This window comes from Neomoorella carbonis (genome assembly GCF_045278715.1).
GTDB classification, from domain to species: Bacteria; Bacillota; DSM-521; order Neomoorellales; family Neomoorellaceae; genus Neomoorella; species Neomoorella carbonis.
Map to the genome: position 1 here is coordinate 44,809 of NZ_CP136420.1, position 24,010 is coordinate 68,818.

A 24,010-nucleotide genomic window follows, 5' to 3' on the forward strand; every position below is an offset into this window, starting at 1 on the left:
ACGGCAGCGGCAAGTCGGAAAACGCTGTTAACCGGGCTGTTTTTTTACGGGAGCAGGGACGGCAGGTAACCCTGGCCGACCTGGATACCGTGGAACCGTGCTATACTTTGCGCCCCCTGAAACTCAAGCTGGAAGCCATGGGGATCGAGGTGCTGGCCTGGGAGACGCGGCAGGTGACCGGCTGGGGTGAGGCCGGGACGGTCCTACACCCGGCCGTCCGCTGGGCCCTTAATCGGCATGGGGACGTGATCATCGATGCCGGCTATGGCACGGCCGGGGCCGGTATGTTGCATTTACTGGAAGGAGCGGGGACGGTCCCCGATCTCCGGGCCCTGGCTGTGATCAATACTGCCCGCCCGGCGACGGCCACGGTTGAGGATATTATCGCCCACGTGCGCTCTTTAGGGCGGGTGGACGGCCTGCTCAACAACACCCACCTGGGGGAAGAGACAACGGTAGACCTCATCCAGGACGGGGCCAGGAAGGTAACTGCTGCGGCCCGGGAATTAAAACTCCCGGTAGTGGCCACGGCAGTAATGTTCGAGCTGGTCCCATTAATCGGCGAGCGCGATATTTGTGGTAACCCTGTCCGGGCAATCAAACGCTACATGCCCCTGGCATTCTGGTAGGGGTATTTTCACAGGGGGATTTTCGCAGGAACGGGGTGTAATTATGGCAACCAGGCCAGTTACGGGCGAGCAGCGGGCCTTCATGACCGGCAACGAGGTGGTGGCCTGGGCGGCCCTGGCCGCCGGGGCCGACATCATGTACGGCTACCCCATTACGCCGCAGAATGAAATCATGCACTACTGGACCCGGATGGCGCCCAAATATGAACGGGGCTTTCTCCAGACGGAAGATGAAATCGCGGCCGGTTTTGCTACTGTCGGGGGTGTCCTGGCAGGGAAACGGGCCTTTACGGCTACGGCCGGGCCGGGCAACGTCCTGATGCAGGAAGCCATGGCCATGGCCGAAATGATGCGCCTGCCCACGGTAGTGGTGGTAACCCAGCGGGGCGGTCCTTCGACGGCCACGGTCATCTATTCCCAGCAGGAGCTCAATCTGACCTGTTTCGGCGGCAATGGCGAGGGCTTGAGGATTGTTTATTCCCCGTCTTCCCATGATGAGCTGTTTCTTTATACCATTAAAGCCTTTAACAGCGCCTGGAAATATCGTTTCCCCACCTTTGTCCTGGGGGACGGGTATCAATCCAAAATGCGGGAACCGGTAACCATCTTCGACCCTGAAGCCCGGGGCATTACCATGGAACCGTGTCGCCCCATGGTGGGCCTGCCGGGCCTGCCTGGAGAAGAGCGCGACCCGGCCCACCTGCGCAATACCTATAACCTGGAAGATGAGCTTTATGAGGTGCTGATGACCGCCATAAAAGAGTATGAAGCCATAGCGCCGCAGGTGGTGGAGTGGGATACCTACGCCGTCGATGACGCCGAGTTGCTTATTATTGCCCACGGGGTTGTTTCCCGGGCCGCCCGGGCGGCCGTTGTTTCCCTGCGGGAAAGAGGTTTCAAGGCCGGCTATTTCCGGCCCGTAACCTTACGGCCCTTCCCGGCGGAAACCTTGAGGACCCTGGCAGCCCGGGCCCGCAACCTCCTGGTGGTCGAGTCGGCCTACGGCCAGCTAAAACGGCAGGTCCAGGCCGGCCTTTACGGCCTGGAGACGCCGGTCACCGGCTACCTGCGCCCGGGAATGGGGATTACGCCGGAAGAAATAGTGGAGTTTGTCCATGCGAAGGAGCTGATCTAATGGCCATCGCCGCCCAACCGCAAATGCCACGGGTATGGCGGGCGGAGACCAAGCCCCACAAGTTTTGCCCCGGTTGCGGCCACGGTATAGTCCTCAAAGCCCTGGGGGAGGCTATCGACGCCCTGGATATCCAGGAACGAACTATCTTTGGATGCGACATCGGCTGCTCGCTGCTTTCCTGGGACTTTTTCAACCTGGACACCGTCCAGACCCACCACGGCCGCACCACGCCGGTGCTGGTGGGCATCAAGCGGGCGCGGCCGGAACTGGTGGTCGTTTCCTACATGGGCGACGGCGGCGCCTACGCCATCGGCGCCCAGCACCTGGTCAGCAGCGCCAGCCGCAACGACCTGGTGACGATTATCGTGGTCAACAATACCGTCTACGCCATGACCGGCGGCCAGATGGCCCCCACCACCCTGCCGGGACAGAAGACGGAAACCACCCCCTATGGCCGCGACGCCAGGCTCACCGGCCGGCCCATCCTGGGCCCGGAACTGGTGGCGGCCATTGCCCCGCCGGGAGCCTACGTCGCCCGGGGGAGCATAGCCAATATCGTCCAGCTGAAAAACTTTATTCAGAAAGGCCTGCAGAACCAGCTGGAAGGCCGAGGTATTGCCTTTATCGAGGCCCTGTCGTCCTGCCCCACCAACTGGCACACCAATGCTGCCGCGACCTGGCGTTTTGTGGAAAAAGAAATGACCGCCTATTTCCCTGTCGGGGAGCTGAGGACACCGGAAGAGAAACCGTCCGGCCGGTTCCAGGAGGTACCACCTTATGAGTCTTAATCTCAAAATCGCCCTGGCCGGGGAAGGAGGGCAGGGGGTGCAGTCGGTGGCCGAGATTATCACCGAGGCGGCCTACCAGGCCGGCTTCCAGGCCCTTTATATCCCCAATTTTGGCGTCGAACAGCGGGGCGGCGTTTCGGTGGCCTTTGTCCAGGTAAGCAGTGAGCCAGTGAGCGCGCCTAAATTTACTACCGGTGATATTGTGGTAGCTTTGAGCCACCGGGCCGTAGAGCGGGTACGGCAGTATGTAGGCGAAAAGACTTTACTGGTTTATGAGGCCGGCCTGGAAGACGACGTGCGGCAGGTTTACGGGGAAAGGCAGAGACGCCTGGCCGTCCCGGCCCTGGCCATAGCCCAGGAGGAAATGCACCCCAGGGTCTTTAACGTCATCATCCTGGGAGTACTGGTGGGCGTAACGGGCTTTTTAGAGCGCCGGGATGTAGAACAGGCCCTGGAACACCAGTTTGGCCACAAGTTTGCCCAGGACCCGGACCTCAGGGAATTAAACTACCGTGCCCTGGACCGGGGGTACGAGATAGGGAGAGAGAACTTATGAGCGTCACTTTCAAAGCCATTACCACCGAGAATGGCAAAGGGATCTTCCATCTGTTCCCGGCCCTGTGCAAGGGCTGCGGCCTCTGCATCGAGAAGTGTCCTGTAGACACCATCGGCTGGGCTAAACAACTGGGGGCCTTCGGCACCCCGGTGGTAGAGCCGGGGCACGGGAAACCATGCATTGCCTGTAAAAAATGCCAGCTGGTCTGCCCCGATGCTGCCATCTGGATCGAAAGGCGCGACGGCAAGGGCCGGGATACTAGCCTGACAGCTGCTCCGGAAAAGCATGTCCAGCATAAGTGAAAACCAGGCAATACCTATCCTTTGTTGCTGCCAGGCAGTTTTTAATTGCTCATCTTCGGTGGAATTTATCAACAACCTTTTTTAGCCAGCTTTTCCTCCGACAGTTGGACGCGGGGCAGGAAGCTGGCGTAGATCCATTTTGATGGCTTGTAAGTTGGCCAGTAAGCGGTGTAAATAAAACTACAGGTGAGAAATATCCCAGTAGAGATGCCGTCAGCGCTCTTTTAGAAACTTAGGGGTCTCCGTAGGGAGAAATGGAACTCCAGCACCAATGGCAGTAAAGCCTTTGCCGACCTAAAGCTCCATGATATCTCCATATCTCCAACACCATCATAAGGATCTATAGATGGGTCCGGAACCCTATTTTATGCAAAAGCCGCAAGGCTAATTTTATTGTCTTTATTGATATATGTAGCCTGATCGTGTACAATTAGTGTATCATAACTTCCGGGGGGCTTAAAGGTGCGTTTTGTGACCGTGCGTGAATTAAGGATAAAATCGGGCGAGATATGGCGCCAGTTACAAAAGGAGGGAGAGCTGGTAATTACCTCTAATGGCAAGCCGGTGGCGGTACTTTCCAATATAGAAGAAAAATATCTGGAAGAGTACTTGCAAAACTTGCGCCGTGTCCGGGCAGTACTGGCTGTAAAAAATATGCAAGCAAGAGCCAGGGAAAAAGGATTGGATAAAATTAAGGACGCAGAAATTGAAGCTGAAATTAAAGCCGTTAGACGGAGCCGCAGCCAATGAAAATTGTCCTCGATACAAACGTGTTGGTTTCGGGACTTTTGAAAGCCCATAGCCATGCCGGTACCATTGTCCGGCTCATTGCTAACGGTCGGATCAGGGTTGTTTATGATGCCCGTATCCTATCTGAGTACCGCGAAGTGCTTTGTCGTCCCAAATTTGGTTTTGCCAAAGCAGAAGTTGATGCCCTCATAACCCTGATCGAAGCAGAAGGTATTCTAGTGACAACTGAACCCTTGCCGGTGCCATTACCAGATCCTGATGACGAACCTTTTCTAGAAGCTGCTATGGCCATTGAAGGAGCCATACTTGTTACAGGCAACAAGAAACACTTTACGTTGCCTGAATCTCCGGTAACTATTCTCAATCCTTCGGAATTTATCTCCCTTTGGCGAAATATCAAACATAAATAATGCACTTTAGCCCGGAAGGTTTTGCGAAAATATATTATTTAACAAAGAGGATGAGAAAAGTAATTTACTGGACACAGGGCTCAGGGTCCTGCGCGAAGTCGATCAATTTTTCTTCAGCCTGAGCTCTGGAAATATATACGGATAAAAATATATAAAACTAGCCGCTGAGTGCCATCCTACGACAGGAAAATTTAGGTTATGGCTAATAATGGCATAAAATACAGTATAGGGCAAACCGGTCCGAAAGGCTGGGGCACAAAGCCACGCATTTCGTCTGCCAAATACCGCATCATATCCTTCTAAAACCGCATTTTGCCCTAATTTGAGGAAAGAGAAGCCGGTTGCGGATTAAACAGTGATGGTACTCAGTCTGAAAGTCTTTTATATGCCTCATGGCATAACAACCTGAATTTTGAGCTTGCAAATTTTAACAGGGGTTTGGAATTAATTACTTCGTGTACAGAAAAAGAAGTAAACGGCGTCAATTTGAGTAATTTATATTTTGCAATCGAAATGTTTACTGATACAAATGACCTTTTCATCCTAAGAGGTTTAAAGAATACTGAGAATATACCAGAGGGTTTGCGAAATAAGTTGATTAGTCCAGAAATCCTTCCTCACTTGGACTACGTTTTTGAAACGGTTAACACTTTAAAGGAAATTAATAAGAAGATATGATTATAGTAGAGATTATGTTAGGCAGTGGAAAAAAATGATGGAAAGGAGTAAATTGGTTGGAAAAATTTCTTAATAGTACCATCTGGAATACATTTATTCTTATAGTAATGGGGATAATAGCTTTCTTCACTAAAGAGATCGTAACCTTTTTTATGCTTGGATTTATAATTATTATCCTATCAAACATCTATAATGTCCTTAAAAAAATTAGTGATAAAATAGATGAATTACGCTGAAGGAGGTTTAAAACGCCTCTAGATTCTTAAAAACGCTATACTATCTGCCTAAAACAGGAACAGAAGGTTCGTGTCTCCTGGCCACGATAGAGGCTAGAGTATATGGTCTGGCAGCCTGACAGCTACGCCGGAAAAGCATTGACAGGGAGCATGAAATAAGGATATATTGAAGTTGAGGGAAAATTTATAACCCCCATCTACCTGCCGGGGGTAGGCAAAAATAGGGGAGGGGAGATGTTTTTGCGTATTATCTTTATTGGCCAGGCGCCCTTTGGTAAAGACTGCCTGCAGGCTCTCCTTGACCAGGGGGAAGAAATTGCCGGCGTCCTCACCGTACCGGACCGGCCGGGGCAAAAGGGACCCAATCCGGTTAAAGAGCTGGCCCTGGAGCGCGGCCTGCCCCTCTTGCAGCCTGCGCGTTTGAAGGAACCGGAAGCCATGCAATGGATTGAAAACCTGAGGCCCGATCTGCTGGTACTGGCCTTCGTAACCGATATTGTTCCCAAGGCCATGATTGACCTGGCCACTTACGGTGGCATTAATTATCACCCTTCATTGCTACCTAAATACCGCGGTGGCAGTGCCATGAACTGGGCCATTATCAACGGCGAAACGGAAACGGGCGTTACCATCCATCAGATTGATGCCGGTATTGATACGGGTCCCATTATCCTGCAGCAGAAAGTGGCCATCGACCCTGATGATACGGTAAAATCATTATACTTTGAGAAACTCTACCCCTTAGGCGTGCGAATGGTAGCCGAGGCCGTCCGTTTAATCCGGGAGGGGAAGGCCACCCCGGTGCCCCAGGATGAGAGGCAAGCTTCTTTCCAGCCGGTAATAAAGGAAGCAGATGTGCAAATCGACTGGCGCCAAAGTACCCAAAAGATTTACAACCTTATCCGCGGTTCCAACCCACATCCGGGGGCCTGGACTACCTTCCGGGGAGAAAAGCTAAAGATATGGGAAGCCAGGCCGTACCGGGCTTACGGCAATCCGGGGACCGTAGTAGAAGTCCTTGACGAGGAAGGCTTTGTTATCGCTACAGGAGACGGGGCCATTCTGGCCCGCCGGGTGCAGTACGGCAGCTCCCTCGACAAGATTCCCGCTGTCCAGTTGGTAACTGCCGCTGCTATCAGGCCGGGTGAACAGGTGGGCATTTAATAATATTTCCTGTCTGCTGGTTAGACCATAAGACGGGTAGCTAATTAACAAAAAGAGAAGAAAAGGCATTTATCAGCGGTTTATTTTGCCTATCTAAAGGATATTATAAACCAGACAATTCTTGACACCTGTCCAAAGTTATTGCTAGAGTTAAATTAATGAATATTATAGCTTTGTGATATTACTAACAAAATAGACAGGGGGCTGGTGCCGGCGAAAATATACTTTTTTACCCTGGTCGCACCGCTGGAGAGCGGTGTCTGGATATAGATAATGTAATGAGCCTGGCCATGATTTTTAATGGGGAAGGGAGAGGGGTTTAATAATGGTCGATCAATCAACCCTTAACGAGCTGGTGAGAATTGCCGGCAGGGAAAATGTCTTAACGTCTAAAGTATCTTTGAATACCTACATGTACGATGCTTCCCTGGTTTACGGCCAGCCCGAAGTTGTTGTCTATGTACAGAATGCCCAGCAGATAGCTGCTATCTTGAAGCTGGCCAGCAGTAAAAAGATCCCGGTAACCCCCCGGGGGGGCGGTACATGTTTGAGCGGCGGTGCCGTACCGCAGCGCGGCGGGATAGTTATGGTCATGACCAGGATGAACCGCATCCTGGAGATTGATCCCGAAAACCGCGTGGCGGTGGTGGAACCGGGCGTTACCAATATGGAACTGCAAAAGGCCGTCGCTCCTTATGGATTGGTTTATATGCCCGACCCCGCCAGCCAGAAGGTATCGACCATGGGCGGCAACCTGGGGGAGAACTCGGGCGGTATGCGCGGGATTAAATACGGCCTTACCAGGGACCATATTATCGGGATGGAACTGGTTTTATCGAGCGGTGAAATTGTGCAAATCGGAGGCAAACTGGAGCCGATAGCCCAGGAATTAAACCTCAATGCTCTGCTGATCGGTTCGGAAGGCAACCTGGGCATTGCCACCAAGATAATTTGCAAATTGACGCCGGCGCCCCGGGCCAACCGCACCATGCTGGCCATCTATAAAACCCTTGAAGATGCCGGCACGTCAGTCTCGGCCATAATTGCCCGCGGCATTATCCCCTGTACCCTGGAACTGATGGACAACAAGATCATCAATGCCGTTGAAGACTGGTTGCATATCGGGCTGCCGGTAGATGCGGGAGCTATACTTTTAATAGAAGTTGACGGTTGGGATGCCGGCCTGGACCGCCAGGCGCAGCAGATAATGCAGATCTGCCGGGAGAATGGGGCTATCGATGTAAAGCTGGCCCAGAATGCCAAGGAACGGGATAACCTGTGGACGGCGCGGCGTATGGCCATTGGCGCCATTGGCCGCCTGGCCCCCAATTACGATATGGAAGATGCCACCGTACCCCGCACCAAATTACCTGAGATCCTCAAGGAAGTTAACCGCTTGAGCCAGGAATATAACGTCCCCATTGGCATGCTGGCCCATGCCGGCGACGGCAACCTGCATCCCCTGGTTCTTTTCGATGAGCGGAATAAAGAAGAAATGGAACGGGTGGAAAAAGTCAGGGCCGCCCTTTTCCGCAAGGCTCTGGACCTGGGTGGCACACTGTCTGGCGAGCACGGCATTGGCCTGGCCAAATTGGAATTTATGCGCTGGGCCTTCAACCCGGAGGAACTCCAGTTTTTACGCCGGGAACGCCTGGCCTTTGATCCCAGTGAGATATTGAACGCCGGTAAAACTGTACCCGATACCGATACGGCGGCCTGAGGAGGACAGCAAAATGCGGCAAGAAAACATTCATAAACTGGAGAAGATCCTTGGCAGCGGGAATTGTCAGGTAGACCCAGACATCCGGCGCCAGCACAGCTGCAGCAAGACGGCCCTGCCGGACGCTGTTGTCTACCCGGAGAGCAGCCGGCAGGTAGCTGAGGTTTTGCAGCTCGCCGGGAAAGAGGGCATACCTGTGGTCCCCTGGGGAGCCGGTACCATGGCCCGGCGGGGCTTGTTGCCGCTGGCGGGAGGTTTGGTAATCAACCTTACCCGGATGAATAAAATTATTGAATATGATTATGAGAACATGACCGCCTATGTGGAAGCTGGTATCCCCCTGGGCGAGCTGCAAAAGACATTGCGGACTCACAACCTGTACTGGCCCGTCGAGCCGGTAGAACCCGACACCTGCACCGTTGGCGGGTGCATAGCCGCCGGCGCGTCAGGCCCCAGCAAGCTCGGTTATGGCGATGTTAAATTCCATATTTTAGGCCTGGAAGTTGTTTTACCTACCGGGGAAATTATCCGTACCGGCGGGAAAACCGTTAAAAACGTTCAGGATTATGATAACACCCGTTTTCTGGCCGGTTCCTGGGGAGCTCTGGGCATTATTACCAAGGCTATGTTGAAACTAAGGCCTGTGCCGGAGAAGGAAACGACGGTTTTCTTGCCCTTTAAACAACTGGCAGACGCCATAGCAGCGGCTCGCCTCCTCAGGAATGACACCTTACCTGTGGCCCTGGAATTACTGGACGGCGCCGCCATGGCGGTACTGGCCCGGGCCGGGTGGAAGCCTGATGGTAAGGGACCCGGCGTGCTGGTGGCCTATAATGGCTTTAGGGAACAGGTAGACACCCAGGTTGATTATGTCAAAAAACAATTTCCGGCTGCCGCCGTCCTGGAAGGGGAGGCAGCTGCAGCCGCCTGGCAGGCCCGCCGGCAGTTATTTCCGGTCTTTGCCGGCGAGTCCGGGGCCATCCTGGCCAGCGTAGCCGTACCTTTTACTGCCATGGAGGCGTTTTTAACCCGGGCCCGCGACGAGCTGAAACAGAGCCGCAAAGGAGCAGCCCTGGTAGCCCATTTCGGCAACGGGCACGTTCATATTTTCCTTGACGAGGCTCCCAGCGCCTATGCCGGTGTAGAGGAAACAGTTAATCGCCTGGCAACACTAGCCGGGGACCTGGGCGGGCTGCTGGTTGTAGATAATATCGATGACCTGACTTTAACGCGGCGCTGGGTTGAAGCGCGGGGGAGGGCTGTTATGGAGTTACTGTCCCGGCTTAAGGCGGCCTTCGATCCGCAGCGGATTATGGCCCCCAACAGCAAGGTCCTGGCGTATGTTATTGATAACAGCAGGGCGGTATCCTGAGACGAGGAGGAACAGGTAATGGTCAAGACTTTTCGGCAATATGAAGAAGATATCGTGCGTTGTAACCGGTGCGGCTTTTGCGAAGAGGTATGCCCTACCTATAAGGTAACCGGCGAGGAGTTTTCCCTGGCCAGGGGGCGCAACCGTTTGATGCGCCAGTCCATGGAAGGACACTTTGATTTAACCAAAGAGCAGGAGATAAACCATCATATTTATTCCTGCCTTCTCTGCGGCGCCTGTGTCGTCACCTGCCCCTCCTCCGTTATTACCGATACCCTGGTTAAGGCTGCCCGGGCGGAAATTACCCGTGCCAACGGCAATCCTTTCCCTATCCGTATGGCCCTGCACGGTGTTCTGGCCAGGCAGAGGCGCCTGACCCTGGGGGCGAAAGCCCTGCGTTTTTACCAGCGCAGCGGCGCCAGGTGGCTCGCCCGCCATACCGGCTTCCTTGGTTTGCTGGGGTCCCTGGGCAAGGCTGAAGGGCTGCTACCCGACATCCCGGCCCGTACCTTGAGGGAGCGCTTACCGGAAGTTTTGAAGAAGCCCCTGAAACCCCGCCATAAAGTGGCCTATTTTGCCGGTTGCATGATGAACAACTTCTTCCCCCAGGTCGCCGAATCTACCCTGCGTGTTTTCCAGGAAAATGATATCGAGGTTGTGGTGCCGGTTTCCAACTGCTGCGGTATTCCCCACGAGGCTTACGGCGAGACGGAAATGCATGTCAAGCTGGCCAAAGAAAACCTGGATTCCTTTAAACGCTTTAATGTGGAAGCGGTAGTTACCGATTGTGCCAGCTGCGCCCACGGTCTCCACTATTATGCCGAACTCCTTAAAGATGACCCGCAATACGGCCCCCTGGCGCAGGAGTTTGCCGCCAAGGTAAAGGAAGCCTCCCAGTACCTGGCGGAAGTGGGCTTTAAGAAGGAGATGGGGCCGGTCAACGCCACCGTAACCTACCATGATCCCTGCCATGCCGTCCGGGGCCTGAAAGTCAAGGATGAGCCGCGCCAGATTTTAAAGAGCATCCCGGGAGTCAAATTTGTGGAAATGAACGAGTCCGACTGGTGCTGCGGCGGTGCCGGCTCCTACAACGTTACCCATTATGACTTATCGCAACGAATCCTGGCCCGTAAGATGGAGAACTTTAAGAAGACCGGTGCCCAGTACCTGGCAACTTCCTGCCCGGCTTGCCTCATGCAGCTGGCCCACGGCCTGGACGTCCACCGGTTACCTGCCCGGGCTATCCATGTCATGCAGCTCCTGGACCAGGCCTACCAGAACCGGTCTGTGAAGAGCGGTGCCAGGGCTGTTTAAGGGAACTGGCAGCTTTAGCCCCCTGTCTCTGATGGGCAGGGGGCTTATCTTATCCCTCCTTTTCATTTCATATAGTAATGCAGGGCTGAATAGGATCATCTCAGGGGGTGAGGAGATGATCCTGTTATGGCGCCGGCGCCGGTTGGTCAACATCCTGATCCCGGCGCTGCTGTTTTTCCTGGGCCTCTACCTGGGTGCCAGGCTGGCCGATTATCAGCCCCTGGCGGCTATGGTTGGGCGGGCCAGAAAATTATTGCCTATATACAGCGTTTACACCACAGAAAAAAAGGTTGCCCTTTCCTTTGATGCCACCTGGGGAGCGGAGTACACACCCAAATTGTTAGCCATCTTAAAACAGCATAATGTTAAAACGACCTTCTTTTTAACCAATATTTGGCTTAAGAAATATCCCGAAGTAGCCAAACAGATCGCCGCCGCCGGTCATGAAATCGGCCTGCACTCGGCCACCCATCCCCATTTTACCGCCTTAAGCGAGGCGGAAATGGAAAAAGAGCTCCAGGAAAATAGCCAGATGGTGCGGGAAATAACTGGCTACAAGGCAGAACTCTTCCGGCCTCCCTTTGGCGACTATAACGACACGGTCATCCGTACCGCAGAGCGGCTGGGGTACCGGGTCATCCAGTGGGATGTGGATTCCCTGGACTGGCAGGAACACATGACGGCCGAGGCCATTTTGAACCGGGTGCTGAAAAACCTTAAACCGGGCTCCATTGTTCTCTTCCATAATAACGGCCGCTATACGGCCGATGTTTTGAGCCCCCTCCTGGAAAAGCTCAAGGCCGACGGTTACCAGGTGGTGCCTGTAGGGGATCTGATTATCAAGGGGGATTACTATATTGACCACGCCGGCGTGCAGCACCCCGGGCGATGAGGGGCGAAAAAATATTTTGCAGGCCGGGGATGTGTGTTACAATAACATTGTGAAGACCCAAGGGCAAGCGCCTCTCTGGGAGGCGCTTTTAAATTACCGGCGCCAGCGACTTAATTCCTGGCATACACCGGGTCATAAGGACGGAGCCTATACCTGGCCCTCCTGGCGACAGGCCCTAGGGGAGGAAACCCTGGGGCTGGACCTGACCGAGGTGCCGGGTTTGGACAACCTGGCCTGTCCCGACGGGGCCATCCGGGCGGCCCAGGAGAAGGCCGCCGCCTTTTATGGAGCAGCCCGGACCTTTTTCCTGGTGAACGGAGCCAGCAGCGGCCTTATGGCCGTCATCCTGGCTACCTGCCGGCCCGGGGATGAGGTTTTATTGCCCCGTTACGCCCACCGTTCCGTTTTTAACGGTTTGATCTTGAGCGGGGCCAGGCCGGTTTATATGGAAACGGAATGGCTGGCCTCACCAGGCCTTCCCCTGGGGGTGACCCCGGCGGTTTTAGCCAGAACCCTGCAGGCCCATCCCCGGGCCAGGCTCCTGCTCCTGGTCCACCCCACCTATGAGGGGATCGTTCCCCATAGCCGGGAACTGATAGCCCTGGCCCATGACCATGGCCTGGCCGTCCTGGTAGATGCCGCCCACGGCGCCCACTTCGGCCTTGACCCCATGCTGCCGCCCTCACCCCTGGCCCTGGGGGGGGATTATGTGGTTCAGAGCACCCACAAGACCATGGGGTCCCTTACCCAGGCGGCCATGTTGCACCTGCGGGAAGCCGGGACAGGTGATGCAATAGCAGCGGCTTTAAACCTTTTACAGACCACCAGCCCTTCCTATTTACTACTGGCTTCCCTGGATGTGGCCCGGCTCCGGGCGGAAGAGCGGGGCCGGCGGGACTGGGGCCGGGCTGTGGCCGGGGCGTTGTGGCTGCGGGAAAAACTGGCGGCAGCCGGTATACCCTGCCTGGACCCTGCAGATGTGACTGGACCTGCGGCCTCCGGCCTGGATGTTACCCGCCTGCTGCTGCCGGTGGCCCCCTTCGGTGCCAGCGGGCCGGAAGTAGCTGCCTTCTTACGACGCGCCGGCCAGGAAATAGAGCTGGCCGGGCCGGACTATATCCTGTTAATTATCACCCCCGGCGATGGCGGGGCCAAAATTAAGTCTCTCCTGGAAGCCCTGCTGGTCCTGCCGCGGGTGGCCGGCCCGTTGCCGCCGGCAGCAAGTCGTAAAGGGGGAGCAAGTCCCGGCCCCTGGACAGTCCCGCCACGGCAGGCGCTGACGCCCCGGGAAGCCTGGCTGGCCCCCCGGCGGGAGATGCCCTTAAGGGAGGCGGAAGGCCGGATTGCAGCAGAACTGATCGCCCCCTGTCCCCCCGGCCTGGCCCTGGTCGTACCGGGAGAGGTCCTGAGCGAGGAAGTACTTGCCAGGCTGGCAGAAATCCGGGGAAAGGAAGGCAGGGTCCTGGTAATTGATGAGTAACTCCTGAGGGCGCGGGGACATACTTTTAGATAAAGTAGGTGACGTTACGTGCCTGGCGGCCTGTTCATTACCCTGGAGGGGCCGGACGGTTCCGGCAAGACTACCCAGATGGAACGCCTGGAGCGTTTCTTAAGCCGGCGGGGCTTTGCTGTCGAATGTACTCGGGAACCCGGCGGGACGCCCCTGGCTGAAGCCATCAGGCAACTGCTCCTGGAACCGCGCTACGGTCCTGTTGATCCCCGGTCGGAAATCCTGCTTTATGCTGCCGCCAGGGCCCAGCATGTAGCCGAACGCATCCGGCCGGCCCTGGCAGCAGGGAAAATAGTCCTCTGCGACCGCTTTACAGATTCCAGCATCGCCTACCAGGGTTATGGCCGCAGGCTGGGGATAGAGCTGGTGCGCCAGGTTAACAAACTGGCTACCGGCGGCCTCTTACCGGATCTTACCCTTTTAATCGATGTACCGGTAGAGTTGGGATTGGCGCGGCTCCGGGGGAAAGGCCCCGCCGACCGCCTGGAGGGGGAGGACCTCGACTTTCACCGGCGGGTACGCCGGGGTTACCTGGAATTGAGGCGCCTGGAGCCGCAGCGCGTCCGCCTCATTGATGGTAGCGGCTCCCCGGATGCTGTGTGGTCGCAGATTGAAAAGGTAGTAGAGCCATGGCTGGAAGCGAGGAGAGGCTGAATGGCGGCAGGAGAGCAGCTGGCAGGAGTGAAGCCGAAGGCTTTAACGGCTGCCCGCCGGCAGCTGCAGCAGGCCCTGCAAAAGGGAAAACTTGCCCATGCCTATCTCCTGGCAGGCGGCGGCGAGGCCGCCCAGATGGAACTGGCCAGGTACCTGGCTGCGGCCCTGAACTGCCGGGAACCCCGGGAGGGGGAACCCTGCGGCCGCTGTCGTTCCTGCCGGCAGATGGCCGGCGGCAACCACCCGGACTTTTATCTCTTAAAGCCCCAGGGTACCACGCTAAAAATTGACCAGATCCGGGAACTGGAAAGACGGTTGACTTTTCGGGCCTTCCAGGGAGGGGCCAGGGTGGCCGTCCTGGCCGGGGCCGATGCCATGACCGAAGCAGCAGCCAACTGCTTGCTGAAAACCCTGGAAGAGCCTCCGGAAGGAGCTTATCTTATTTTACTGGCTGCCCAGCCGGACTTATTGCTGCCTACCATCCGTTCCCGTTGCCAGGAACTGCACCTGGGCTGGGAAGGCGGGGTCTCACCAGTTGGGGTCACTTACTGGAACCGTCTGGCGAGGGCCGGTTTAGCGGCAATGTTGCAAGAAATCCTGCCCGAGCTGGAAAAGGAAGACGATCTCCGGTCCGTTCTCCAGGCCATGGCCCTGGCCTGCCGGGACCAGCTGGTCTGGCAGTTAACAGGAGCGGCAACACTATTACTGCAGCCAGAAGGCTTTTTACCGGTACCCCTGTCACCGGCGAAAACCTGGCGCTGTTTCCGGCTCATCCAGGCTGCGCAGGTGGCTATTGAACGCAACGGCAACCGCCGTCTGGCCCTGGAAGTACTGATGTTTAACCTGCACCGGGAGCTGGCCAGCACCCCTGAATAGAGGGGGGACTCTTCATGATGACTGGCTTCCGCCCTTATTAAAACAGGAGAAAATGCAGGGGGGGTGAAACAAGATAGTTACTGTTATAGGCGTTCGGTTTAAAAGGGCCGGTAAAATATATTACTTTGACCCTGGTGAGCTGGAGCTCAACAAGGGCGACCATGTAATCGTGGAGACTACCCGGGGCCTGGAATATGGTGAGGTGGTGATCCCGCCGCGTCAGGTTGATGAAGACCAGGTAGTGCAGCCGTTGCGGCCGGTCGTACGCCGGGCAACGGCGGCCGATACCGAACAAGTGAATATCAATCGCCAGAAAGAGAAGGAAGCATTCGCCATCTGCCGGCAAAAAATTGCCGAGCACGGTTTGCCCATGAAATTAATCGACGTCGAATTTACCTTTGACGTGAGCAAAATCATTTTCTATTTTACGGCCGAAGGGCGCGTCGACTTTCGCGAGCTGGTCAAAAACCTGGCGGCCATCTTTCGCACCCGCATAGAATTACGCCAGATTGGTGTCCGGGATGAAGCCAAGGCGCTGGGTGGGCTGGGCTGCTGCGGCCGGCCGGTCTGCTGTGCCACTTTTCTGGGTGAGTTTGATCCGGTTTCCATCCGGATGGCCAAAGAACAAAACTTGTCTTTAAATCCCACCAAGATTTCAGGCCTTTGCGGCCGGCTTATGTGTTGCCTGCGTTACGAGAATGACGTTTATGAAGAGGCGCGACGCCACTTCCCTCCGTGTGGTACCATGGTCCAGACACCGGCAGGTCCGGGCCGGGTAACAGGCCACAATATCCTTAAAGAAACCGTAATGGTCGAGCTGCCTGAGCATGGTGCTATGGAATTTCCCCTGAAAAATATCAGGAGAGAAGAGCATGAGCAGTAATTTTGCGGATTCTCAAGGGGGCACACTGGCTGTGGCCCTGGCAGAACTGGAAGGACGCCTGGGTGAGGTTTTAAAGGAAGTCCGGCGCCTCCGGGCTTTGGCGCGAGCCCTGGAGGAAGAAAACCAGCGTCTCAGGACCATCATGTTTGCAGAACAGGCCGGGGAAGGCGGTTACCAGCAGCTTTTACGCTTTTATGAGGATGGTTTTCACGTTTGCCCGCCCCATTTTGCCCGGGTGCGGGATAGTGATGGCTGCCTTTTTTGTCTGAGTTTCTTGGAGAAGAAGGGATTACATCCCCATGGCTAGCCTTTACCTGGTAGCAACTCCCATTGGCAACCTGGAAGACATTACCCTGCGGGCTTTAAAGGTCCTGCGGGAGGTCGATTTAATCGCTGCCGAGGATACCCGGCGCACCCGGGAACTCCTGGCCCATTATGACCTGCACACGCCCCTGACCAGCTATCACCGCCACAACCAGGCCAGCAAAACTCCTTATTTATTAAGGATGCTCCAGGAAGGCAAGGAGGTTGCCATTGTTTCCGATGCCGGCCTGCCGGGCATCAGCGACCCGGGAGAAGAGCTGGTGCGGCGAGCGATAGCCGCCGGCATCACAGTAGTGCCCATTCCCGGAGCCAACGCCGCCCTCACGGCCCTGGTGGCCTCCGGTTTACCGGCCGGCCGTTTCGTCTTTGAGGGTTTTTTACCCCGGGCCGGTAAGGAGCGCCGGGAACGGCTGGCAGCCCTGGCGGCTGAGGAACGGACCCTGATCTTCTATGAAGCCCCCCACCGCCTGGTGGCTACCCTGGTGGATTTAACGACAACCCTGGGAGAACGCCGGGTTGCCGTCGGCCGGGAACTGACAAAAAAATTTGAGACCATCTGGAGGGGGTTGCTCCCGGAAGCAGTAGCGCATTTCCAGGCCAACCCGCCCCGGGGAGAGATTACCCTGGTAGTGGCCGGCGCCGACCCGCCCCCCCTGCCGGCTTATGATCCGGCCCGGGCGGCAGCGGAGGTGGCGGAGCTGGAGGCGGGAGGTCTCGACCGTAAAGAGGCTATGGCCAGGGTAGCCAGGCGTTACGGCCAGCCCCGGCGGGAAATTTATCGCGCCTGCCTGCAGGCCCGTAAAAAAGGCCGCCAGGCTCCCGTGCCAAAATAAAAGGCGCCGCGAGGCGCCCCTTTACCTTATCTGCTTTTACCTGATTCAGACAGCCTTGGCCTGCTGGCTCATGGCTTCCAGGCATGCCCGGCAGACGTTTTTGCCGTGGAAATTGACGATATCTTCTGCGTTGCCGCAGAAAACACAGCCGGGCTCATACTTTTTGAGGATAATTTTCTCGTTGTCGACGTAAATTTCCAGGGCGTCTTTTTCATCGATGCCCAGGGTACGCCGCAGCTCGATGGGAATTACTACCCGGCCGAGCTCGTCCACTTTACGCACCACACCGGTAGACTTAATCATGGCTTTCCCCTCCCCGTTTCAACATGTTTCGACAACCTGTCTATATGGTACCAGCGTTTCCAGTAAAAGTCAACCATATTTTGGACAAAAAAATAGCCTTCTCGCGCCATTATAGTCAAAACTTGACAACTTGCTCTTTTTTTTAATATAATACTCCTGAATTTGCCGAAAGGGGACGACCAGGATGGGGGATAAGGTTTTTTACGTTACCACCCCTATTTATTATCCCAGTGATAAACTGCATATTGGTCATGCCCTGACGACCACCATGGCCGATACCCTGGCCCGCTACAAGCGGCTGCGGGGTTACGATGTTTATTTCCTCACCGGTTCCGACGAGCACGGCCAGAAGATCCAGCGCAAGGCCCGGGAAGCAGGCCTGTCGCCTAAAACGTACGTCGACGGGATTGTGGCTACATTTCAGGAACTCTGGCGCCGTCTTAATATTTCTTATAACGACTTTATTCGCACCACTGAACCGCGGCACACGCGGGTGGTCCAGCACCTGCTGCAAAAAATTTACGACCAGGGGGATATCTATAAGTCCACCTACGAGGGCTGGTACTGCACCCCCTGTGAAACCTTCTGGACGGAACGACAGCTCAAGGACGGCAACTGCCCGGACTGCGGCCGGCCGGTAGAACTGGTCAGGGAAGAAAGCTATTTCTTCCGGATGAGCAAATATGCCGACAGACTGCTGCAGTATATAAAAGAACATCCTGACTTCATCCTGCCCGTTTCCCGGCGCAATGAGATGATCAGCTTTATTGAAGGTGGCCTGGAAGACCTGTGTATTTCCCGCACCACCTTTGACTGGGGTATACCGGTACCCATGGATCCCAGGCACGTTATTTATGTCTGGTTTGATGCCCTCACCAACTACATTTCCGCCCTGGGCTACGGCACGGAAGACGATCACCTCTTCCGTAAATACTGGCCGGCTGCCGTGCACCTGGTAGGTAAGGATATCGTGCGCTTCCACACCATTATCTGGCCCATTATCCTCATGGCTGCCGGTATTGACCCGCCGCGCCAGGTTTTTGGCCACGGCTGGCTTCTGGTGGACGGCGGCAAGATGTCCAAATCCAGGGGCAATGTTGTTGATCCCATGGTGCTCATCGACCGCTACGGCGCCGACGCCATCCGTTATTTCCTCTTGCGGGAAATGCCCTACGGCGCCGACGGTTACTACAGTGAAGAGGCCTTAATTGCCCGCATCAATACCGACCTGGCCAACGACTTTGGTAACCTGTTGAGCCGCACGACGGCCATGATTGAAAAATTTAACGGCGGGATAATTGCCTCACCCTCGGCCCCGGAGCCCCTGGATGAAGAGTTGCAAGCCACAGCCAGGGCTGTGCCGGATGAGGTGGATGCGGCCCTGAACAATTTTGAATTTGCCCGGGCCCTCACCGCCATCTGGCGCCTGGTTAACCGGGCCAATAAATACATCGAGGAGACGGCGCCCTGGGCCCTGGCTAAAGACCCCTTAAAAAAGCCGCGCCTGCAGACGGTCCTTTACAACCTGGCCGAGGCCATGCGCCAGGTTACCGTTATGGTAGGGCCCTTTATGCCCGGCGTACCGGCCCGGGTGTGGGAGCAGCTGGGCCTTGTGCATGTCCCTGCGGCCCATACGTGGGAAAGCCTGGCCACCTGGGGAGGGATTCCCGCCGGCACCCGGGTGAAACGGGGCCCGGCCCTCTTCCCCCGCATTGAACTTAACGAACAGGAAGGAGAAGACCAGGTGACACTACAAGAGAAGCCGGCGGCGACGTCACCCGCAGTTAAAGAAGAAACAGCTGTTAAACCCGTGGCCGAAGAGATAACCATCGAGGATTTCGCCCGGCTGAAGCTGCGGGTAGCTGAGGTGCTGGCCGCGGAGAAGGTGGCCAACGCCGACAGGCTCCTGAAGCTGGAAGTTAAAGTTGGTGACGAACGGCGGACTATCGTGGCCGGCATTGCCCGCTACTACCGGCCGGAAGAACTGGTGGGCAAAAAGGTGGTCATTGTAGCCAACCTGAAGCCGGCCAAAATTAAAGGCATTGTCTCCCAGGGGATGGTGCTGGCGGCCGTTGCCGGCGATACCTTAAGCCTCATCACACCGGAGCGGGCCATTCAGGACGGCGCGCAGGTGCGGTAAATGTCGGAACTCATTGACTCCCACGCCCACCTCAACGATCCGGCCTTTGCCGCCGACCTGAACGGCGTCCTGGGCCGCCTGCAGGAAGCCGGCGTTGTAGCCGTAATCAATGTAGGTTATGATGTGGCCTCTTCCCGGCGGGCGGTGGAGCAGGCCCACGCCTGGCCCTTTATCTACGCCGCCGTAGCCGTCCACCCCCATGATGCGGCGACTTTCGACGCTGAGGCGGAGGCGGTGATCGGCGGTCTGGCAAGGGACAGCCGGGTGGTGGCCATCGGCGAGACGGGGCTTGACTACTACCGCAACCTTTCGCCGCGGCAACGCCAGCAGGAAGTCTTTCGCTGGCATCTGGAACTGGCCTGGGAGTTACGTCTGCCGGTGATTATCCATGACCGTGACGCCCATGGGGATACCCTGCGGATTTTAAAAAAGGCCGGGCCTTTCCCGGCGGGGGGCGTTCTCCACTGCTTCTCCGGCAGCTGGGAAATGGCCCGGGAGTGCCTGGAGATGGGCTTTTATATCTCCTTTGCCGGCCCGGTGACCTTTAAAAACGCTACCAAGCTACGGGAGATAGCTGTACGGGTACCCCTGGACCGGTTACTCATCGAGACGGACTGCCCCTACCTCACCCCGGAGCCCCACCGCGGCCGGCGCAACGAGCCGGCCTATGTAGGGCTGGTGGCCGGGGCCATAGCTGCCGCCCGTGGTCTTTCCCGTGCCGCCATTGAGGAAGCCGCCACAGCCAACGCTAGAAGGTTATTTGGTGTTTAGGATCCTGCCTTCAGGGCAGGATTTTTTTACGGGTATAAAAGGCGAATATTCTGGCAAGGCTATAGCCGGCATAATATGGAAGGAGTGACATCATGTTCAAGATATTACCCCCTTCCGGCCGGCGGCCTGCCCCTGGCCGGCGAAAACTATTGCTGGCGCTGGCCTGTCTGCTTCTGGGTTTCCAGTCACTGCTGATGGTAGGCTGGAGCGGTAAACGCATTGATATTTTTGCAGATGGCGGCGCCAGGCAGGTGACCACCAGCCAGTGGTTCTTTGGCGAAGGACGGGACCCTGCTGGCAGCCGGCTGAGGATCGGTGACTGGGTTTTACCCCTGCCCGGCGCCTGGTTCTGGCCAGGTTTAAAACTGATCATGGCCGGCGAGGTGCCGGTAGCGGCTGAGATTGCCGGCCAGAATCTCTGGTCCCAGGTACCGTTGCCGGCGGCAACCGGGATCCTGGCCCAGGAGGGCATAACCCTGGGTCCTGAAGATCGGGTAGAAAGCAATTTGGGCAGCAATGATCCATACCAGTATGTCCGGGTCATCAGGGTAGAAAATACTGTTGAACTGAGCCGGGAACCGGTACCTCCTCCCCTGGTGCGCCGGCCGGAGCGGACTTTACAGCCGGGGCAGGAAAAGGTGGTCCAGGAAGGCCGGCCCGGTGTACGTTATTATAAATACCAGGTAAAGAAAGAGAATGGCGTTGAGGTCGAGCGCCAGCTTCTGGATACCTGGATCGAAATCCAGCCCCAGCCGCGGATAGTGGCCTACGGTAGCCGCGCCTACCCGACAGCTACCGCGGCCCGGGCCGGGGATACCCTGCAGGTAATAGCTACGGCTTATACCCATACCGGCAACCGGACGGCTACCGGCATCTGGCCCTACCGGGGAATAGTGGCCGTCGATCCCCGGGTTATCCCCCTGGGGACAAGGCTCTATGTAGAAGGTTACGGCTATGCCGTGGCCCAGGATACCGGCGGCCTGATTAAAGGCAACCGCATTGACGTTTTTTTAGATAGTGAGGCCGAAGCCATCCAGTGGGGACGGCGCCAGGTAACTGTGCGCATCCTGGGGCGATAGACAAAAATTACCAGGCACGGGAGCAGGAAAAAACTGCCCTCGCGTCGAAGTATTTATCGTCGACGCATCTTGAGAGGGGGGCGTAAAATTGATATTTTCCAGGGAGGTGACCCATGGACGGGTGGATTGCTGACTGGCGCCAGAAGAATTCCCGGGGGCGCCGCCGGCCCTGGCTCTGGCTCCTGGTGGCGGTATTAATGCTTTTTACCGGCACCGGGTGGGGAGTTATGAATTATGCCTGGAAGCAGGTGACCCTTCAGGTAGACGGGCGGGAGATCGTAACCCGGACTTTTGCCGGCCAGGTAGGACAACTTTTAAAAGAGCGGCAGATTACCCTGGAGGCAGGGGATGTTGTTCTGCCGGCCCTGGATGCGCCTGTGACTAAAGGCATGGTGGTCACGGTCAAAAGGGCCGTTCCGGTAAAGATAATTGCTGATGGCCGGGAAAAGGAACTTTTGACTCCCCCGGCGACAGTGGCCGAGGTTTTAAACAAAGCAGGGGTAACCCTCCAGCCTGAAGACCGTGTCACCCCGGATCTCGCCACCACCGTAAAGGCGGGGGACACAATCAAAGTTACCAGGGTCACCTATAAAGTAGAAACGGTCAACAGCGAAATTGATTACCAGGTGGAGCGTCGACCCGACGGGGCGATAGAAAAAGGCATCACTCGTATTGTCCAGAGGGGTCAGAAGGGCATCCTGGAAGAAACTTACCGGATCGTCTATGAAGACGGGCAGGAAGCAGGCCGCGAGCTGGTAGCAACCAGGGTAGTTAAAGAACCTGTACCGGAGATAATAGCTGTAGGAGCCCTGAATATGGCTTCCCGCGGGGGATACAGTTTTCGCTTTGAGCGGGTTATCTGGGCCGTCGCCACGGCATACACCCATTCAGGTTCCCGGACGGCCACGGGGGTTTATCCGCGGGTTGGGACCATAGCCGTGGACCCCGATGTAATCCCCCTGGGTACCAGGCTCTACGTTGAAGGATACGGCTTTGGCATTGCCCAGGATGTGGGCAGTGCTATCAAGGGTAACCGCATTGACGTTTTTCTGGACACGGAGGCGGCAACGGCCCGCTGGGGCGTCCGCCGGGTAAAAGTCTATATTTTACGCTAAAACCACCCTGCAGCGGGTGGTTTTTATTATTATATGCCCCCGGCCTGCCATTTAGGTTTTTTCCATTTACATATATTTGTACCGCGGCTGCAGATGTAGTATAATAACTTTACGGAGGGATAGGGGTGGATTCTGTAGCCACGCCAGGTAAAACCCTGGCCCTGATCCGGGAAAAAGGGCTGGTACCCCGTAAATCCCGGGGCCAGAATTTTCTTGTGGATAGCAACATCGTACGGAAGATAGCCAGGGCCGCCGACCTTGGCCCTGATGATACTGTTGTCGAGATAGGCCCCGGCCTGGGAGCCCTTACCCAGGAGCTGGCGGAACAGGCGGGATTGGTAATTGCCATTGAAATCGACCGGGATTTAATAGCTGCTTTAGAAGAAAACTTAAAGGATAAGGCCAATGTGCGCCTGGTTGCCGGCGACGCCTTAAAAGTTAATTTTGACGAGCTAGTTGCCAGATTTAAGGGAGATGGAGGAGGAAGGTTGCCCACTTATAAGCTAGTGGCCAACCTTCCTTATTATATAACCACCCCCATCCTGATGCATTTGCTGACCGGTAAATTTCAGATTACGGAACTTGTTTTAATGGTTCAGGCTGAAGTTGGCTACCGGATGCTGGCTTTACCGGGAAGCAAAGATTACGGCGCTTTGAGTGTAGTGGTCCAGTATTACACGGAGCCAGCTGTTATCTTGAAGGTACCGCGCACCGTTTTTTACCCGCGGCCGGAGGTGGACTCCCTGGTTGTAAAATTAACCCGCCGGCCGGAGCCGCCGGTACAGGTTAGGGATGAAGATTTCTTTTTCCGGGTGGTCCGGGCCGCCTTTAACCAGCGACGTAAGACGCTTTTAAACGCCCTGGGAAGCTTGGATCTGGATCGGCCCCTGTTACTAAAAGCCATGGCAGCTGCCGGAGTCGATCCCCGGAGAAGGGGAGAGACCTTGACGATTGAAGAGTTTGCCAACTTGAGCAAAGCGTTACAACAGCAAATAGGAAGAAGGTGATAACGGTGTATTATATCAGTCCTACCAGGGGTCGCCTGACGGCTGAAGAAATGTTTGCCGATATGATGCAGTTTATCGAGGCCAATCCCGAAGCCCAGTACAAAATCATTATTGGCACGGATTCCCAGGCCCGGGTCCGCACCTGCTTTGTCACGGCTGTAATAGTCCACCAGGTAGGCAGGGGAGCCCGCTACTACTACAGGAAAAGGTACCAGCGCAAGATTACTTCCCTGCGTCAGAAAATCTTTTATGAAACGGCTTTGAGCCTGGAAGCGGCCACCTTTATCGCTCAGAAGCTATCAGCCAGCGGCCATGCGGATCTCAACCTGGAGATCCACCTGGACATCGGACCCAACGGCGATACCAGGGATTTAATCCGGGAAATTGTCGGCATGGTAGTTGGTAGCGGTTTTGCCGCCAGGATCAAACCCTATTCCTGCGGGGCCTCCAAGGTGGCCGATAAATATACCAAGAGCGGTTAAAAAGGTCGACACCGGCCTTTTGCAAGCCCGGCGGTTATGTAAAAAAGGTGGCATGGCCTAATTTTAAGGCCGCCACCTCAACTTTTT

General features: G+C 56.0%; 25 protein-coding genes. 24 read left to right on the plus strand and 1 reads right to left on the minus strand.

The window, feature by feature from the left end:
• The first annotated feature begins 89 nt into the window (after positions 1-89).
• The 18 genes from MCACP_RS00265 to rsmI all read left to right on the plus strand — a co-directional run bounded on the left by MCACP_RS00265 (position 90) and on the right by rsmI (position 17,026).
• Positions 90-629: a hypothetical protein gene (locus MCACP_RS00265; protein WP_406677418.1), complete on the plus strand. Its 540-nt coding sequence runs from the start codon at positions 90-92 to the stop codon at positions 627-629.
• 43 nt (positions 630-672) lie between these two features.
• Positions 673-1,764 (plus strand): ferredoxin oxidoreductase, encoded by a 1,092-nt coding sequence (locus tag MCACP_RS00270; RefSeq protein WP_406677419.1) that lies wholly within the window; start codon positions 673-675, stop codon positions 1,762-1,764.
• Positions 1,764-2,552 (plus strand): thiamine pyrophosphate-dependent enzyme, encoded by a 789-nt coding sequence (locus MCACP_RS00275; RefSeq protein WP_062281046.1) that lies wholly within the window; start codon positions 1,764-1,766, stop codon positions 2,550-2,552. Before MCACP_RS00270 ends, MCACP_RS00275 begins: the two co-directional genes overlap by 1 nt.
• Positions 2,542-3,108: a 2-oxoacid:acceptor oxidoreductase family protein gene (locus MCACP_RS00280; protein WP_406677420.1), complete on the plus strand. Its 567-nt coding sequence runs from the start codon at positions 2,542-2,544 to the stop codon at positions 3,106-3,108. Before MCACP_RS00275 ends, MCACP_RS00280 begins: the two co-directional genes overlap by 11 nt.
• Positions 3,105-3,410 carry a 4Fe-4S dicluster domain-containing protein gene (locus tag MCACP_RS00285; RefSeq protein ID WP_406677421.1) on the plus strand — a complete coding sequence of 102 codons (306 nt, stop codon included), beginning with the start codon at positions 3,105-3,107 and terminating at the stop codon, positions 3,408-3,410. The genes MCACP_RS00280 and MCACP_RS00285 overlap by 4 nt, the downstream gene beginning before the upstream one ends.
• A gap of 462 nt (positions 3,411-3,872) precedes the next feature.
• Positions 3,873-4,160, plus strand: a complete 288-nt coding sequence (locus tag MCACP_RS00290) for a type II toxin-antitoxin system Phd/YefM family antitoxin (protein ID WP_062281053.1) — start codon at positions 3,873-3,875, stop codon at positions 4,158-4,160.
• Complete coding sequence (locus MCACP_RS00295) at positions 4,157-4,570, plus strand: putative toxin-antitoxin system toxin component, PIN family (protein ID WP_062281055.1); 414 nt, start codon at positions 4,157-4,159, stop codon at positions 4,568-4,570. Before MCACP_RS00290 ends, MCACP_RS00295 begins: the two co-directional genes overlap by 4 nt.
• 1,154 nt (positions 4,571-5,724) lie before the next feature.
• Complete coding sequence (gene fmt, locus MCACP_RS00300) at positions 5,725-6,648, plus strand: methionyl-tRNA formyltransferase (RefSeq protein ID WP_406677422.1); 924 nt, start codon at positions 5,725-5,727, stop codon at positions 6,646-6,648.
• Between the two features lie 325 nt (positions 6,649-6,973).
• Positions 6,974-8,368, plus strand: coding sequence for an FAD-binding oxidoreductase (locus MCACP_RS00305; RefSeq protein WP_406677423.1), 1,395 nt, complete (start codon positions 6,974-6,976; stop codon positions 8,366-8,368).
• Between the two features lie 13 nt (positions 8,369-8,381).
• Positions 8,382-9,740 (plus strand): FAD-binding oxidoreductase, encoded by a 1,359-nt coding sequence (locus tag MCACP_RS00310; protein ID WP_406677424.1) that lies wholly within the window; start codon positions 8,382-8,384, stop codon positions 9,738-9,740.
• An 18-nt stretch (positions 9,741-9,758) separates the two neighbouring features.
• Positions 9,759-11,054 (plus strand): (Fe-S)-binding protein, encoded by a 1,296-nt coding sequence (locus tag MCACP_RS00315; RefSeq protein ID WP_406677425.1) that lies wholly within the window; start codon positions 9,759-9,761, stop codon positions 11,052-11,054.
• A gap of 115 nt (positions 11,055-11,169) precedes the next feature.
• Positions 11,170-11,946: a polysaccharide deacetylase family protein gene (locus tag MCACP_RS00320; RefSeq protein ID WP_406677426.1), complete on the plus strand. Its 777-nt coding sequence runs from the start codon at positions 11,170-11,172 to the stop codon at positions 11,944-11,946.
• Positions 11,912-13,426, plus strand: coding sequence for an aminotransferase class I/II-fold pyridoxal phosphate-dependent enzyme (locus MCACP_RS00325; protein ID WP_406677427.1), 1,515 nt, complete (start codon positions 11,912-11,914; stop codon positions 13,424-13,426). The genes MCACP_RS00320 and MCACP_RS00325 overlap by 35 nt, the downstream gene beginning before the upstream one ends.
• Before the next feature lie 48 nt (positions 13,427-13,474).
• Entirely contained in the window at positions 13,475-14,110 is a 636-nt protein-coding gene (tmk, locus tag MCACP_RS00330) for a dTMP kinase (protein ID WP_406677429.1), read from the plus strand.
• A complete protein-coding gene (gene holB, locus MCACP_RS00335; protein ID WP_406677430.1) occupies positions 14,111-14,986 on the plus strand; it encodes a DNA polymerase III subunit delta' in 876 nt (291 codons plus the stop codon). It begins immediately after the preceding gene.
• A 73-nt stretch (positions 14,987-15,059) separates the two neighbouring features.
• Positions 15,060-15,869: a PSP1 domain-containing protein gene (locus MCACP_RS00340; protein ID WP_406678635.1), complete on the plus strand. Its 810-nt coding sequence runs from the start codon at positions 15,060-15,062 to the stop codon at positions 15,867-15,869.
• On the plus strand, positions 15,859-16,176 hold the full coding sequence (locus MCACP_RS00345; RefSeq protein WP_406677431.1) for an initiation control protein YabA: 318 nt from the start codon (positions 15,859-15,861) through the stop codon (positions 16,174-16,176). Before MCACP_RS00340 ends, MCACP_RS00345 begins: the two co-directional genes overlap by 11 nt.
• Positions 16,169-17,026, plus strand: a complete 858-nt coding sequence (gene rsmI, locus MCACP_RS00350; RefSeq protein WP_406677432.1) for a 16S rRNA (cytidine(1402)-2'-O)-methyltransferase — start codon at positions 16,169-16,171, stop codon at positions 17,024-17,026. The genes MCACP_RS00345 and rsmI overlap by 8 nt, the downstream gene beginning before the upstream one ends.
• A gap of 45 nt (positions 17,027-17,071) precedes the next feature.
• On the opposite strand, the gene MCACP_RS00355 is transcribed toward rsmI, so the two are convergent.
• Positions 17,072-17,329, minus strand: coding sequence for an AbrB/MazE/SpoVT family DNA-binding domain-containing protein (locus MCACP_RS00355; protein WP_406677433.1), 258 nt, complete (start codon positions 17,327-17,329; stop codon positions 17,072-17,074).
• 184 nt (positions 17,330-17,513) lie between these two features.
• Between MCACP_RS00355 and metG the strand changes: the two genes are divergently transcribed.
• From metG to MCACP_RS00385, 6 genes are all read left to right on the plus strand, one after another.
• Positions 17,514-19,469, plus strand: coding sequence for a methionine--tRNA ligase (gene metG, locus MCACP_RS00360; RefSeq protein ID WP_406677434.1), 1,956 nt, complete (start codon positions 17,514-17,516; stop codon positions 19,467-19,469).
• Positions 19,470-20,240, plus strand: coding sequence for a TatD family hydrolase (locus MCACP_RS00365; RefSeq protein ID WP_406677435.1), 771 nt, complete (start codon positions 19,470-19,472; stop codon positions 20,238-20,240). It abuts the gene before it with no gap.
• A 92-nt stretch (positions 20,241-20,332) separates the two neighbouring features.
• Positions 20,333-21,319, plus strand: coding sequence for a 3D domain-containing protein (locus tag MCACP_RS00370; RefSeq protein WP_406677436.1), 987 nt, complete (start codon positions 20,333-20,335; stop codon positions 21,317-21,319).
• Between the two features lie 113 nt (positions 21,320-21,432).
• Positions 21,433-22,434 carry a ubiquitin-like domain-containing protein gene (locus MCACP_RS00375; RefSeq protein WP_406677438.1) on the plus strand — a complete coding sequence of 334 codons (1,002 nt, stop codon included), beginning with the start codon at positions 21,433-21,435 and terminating at the stop codon, positions 22,432-22,434.
• A gap of 125 nt (positions 22,435-22,559) precedes the next feature.
• Complete coding sequence (gene rsmA / locus MCACP_RS00380) at positions 22,560-23,441, plus strand: 16S rRNA (adenine(1518)-N(6)/adenine(1519)-N(6))-dimethyltransferase RsmA (protein WP_406677439.1); 882 nt, start codon at positions 22,560-22,562, stop codon at positions 23,439-23,441.
• 5 nt (positions 23,442-23,446) lie between these two features.
• On the plus strand, positions 23,447-23,923 hold the full coding sequence (locus MCACP_RS00385) for a ribonuclease H-like YkuK family protein (RefSeq protein ID WP_406677440.1): 477 nt from the start codon (positions 23,447-23,449) through the stop codon (positions 23,921-23,923).
• Positions 23,924-24,010 lie beyond the last annotated feature (87 nt).

What these genes read in the sequence shown, in the direction of transcription:
- MCACP_RS00310 (WP_406677424.1), top strand. Translation starts at nt 8,382, where the DNA reads ATGCGGCAAGAAAACATTCATAAACTGGAGAAGATCCTTGGCAGCGGG.
- MCACP_RS00345 (WP_406677431.1), top strand. Translation starts at nt 15,859, where the DNA reads ATGAGCAGTAATTTTGCGGATTCTCAAGGGGGCACACTGGCTGTGGCC.
- holB (WP_406677430.1), top strand. Translation starts at nt 14,111, where the DNA reads ATGGCGGCAGGAGAGCAGCTGGCAGGAGTGAAGCCGAAGGCTTTAACG.
- MCACP_RS00285 (WP_406677421.1), top strand. Translation starts at nt 3,105, where the DNA reads ATGAGCGTCACTTTCAAAGCCATTACCACCGAGAATGGCAAAGGGATC.
- MCACP_RS00280 (WP_406677420.1), top strand. Translation starts at nt 2,542, where the DNA reads ATGAGTCTTAATCTCAAAATCGCCCTGGCCGGGGAAGGAGGGCAGGGG.
- MCACP_RS00370 (WP_406677436.1), top strand. Translation starts at nt 20,333, where the DNA reads ATGTTCAAGATATTACCCCCTTCCGGCCGGCGGCCTGCCCCTGGCCGG.
- rsmI (WP_406677432.1), top strand. Translation starts at nt 16,169, where the DNA reads ATGGCTAGCCTTTACCTGGTAGCAACTCCCATTGGCAACCTGGAAGAC.
- MCACP_RS00365 (WP_406677435.1), top strand. Translation starts at nt 19,470, where the DNA reads ATGTCGGAACTCATTGACTCCCACGCCCACCTCAACGATCCGGCCTTT.
- MCACP_RS00305 (WP_406677423.1), top strand. Translation starts at nt 6,974, where the DNA reads ATGGTCGATCAATCAACCCTTAACGAGCTGGTGAGAATTGCCGGCAGG.
- MCACP_RS00375 (WP_406677438.1), top strand. Translation starts at nt 21,433, where the DNA reads ATGGACGGGTGGATTGCTGACTGGCGCCAGAAGAATTCCCGGGGGCGC.
- MCACP_RS00355 (WP_406677433.1), bottom strand. Translation starts at nt 17,329, where the DNA reads ATGATTAAGTCTACCGGTGTGGTGCGTAAAGTGGACGAGCTCGGCCGG.
- MCACP_RS00270 (WP_406677419.1), top strand. Translation starts at nt 673, where the DNA reads ATGGCAACCAGGCCAGTTACGGGCGAGCAGCGGGCCTTCATGACCGGC.
- metG (WP_406677434.1), top strand. Translation starts at nt 17,514, where the DNA reads ATGGGGGATAAGGTTTTTTACGTTACCACCCCTATTTATTATCCCAGT.
- MCACP_RS00295 (WP_062281055.1), top strand. Translation starts at nt 4,157, where the DNA reads ATGAAAATTGTCCTCGATACAAACGTGTTGGTTTCGGGACTTTTGAAA.
- MCACP_RS00320 (WP_406677426.1), top strand. Translation starts at nt 11,170, where the DNA reads ATGATCCTGTTATGGCGCCGGCGCCGGTTGGTCAACATCCTGATCCCG.
- MCACP_RS00315 (WP_406677425.1), top strand. Translation starts at nt 9,759, where the DNA reads ATGGTCAAGACTTTTCGGCAATATGAAGAAGATATCGTGCGTTGTAAC.
- MCACP_RS00275 (WP_062281046.1), top strand. Translation starts at nt 1,764, where the DNA reads ATGGCCATCGCCGCCCAACCGCAAATGCCACGGGTATGGCGGGCGGAG.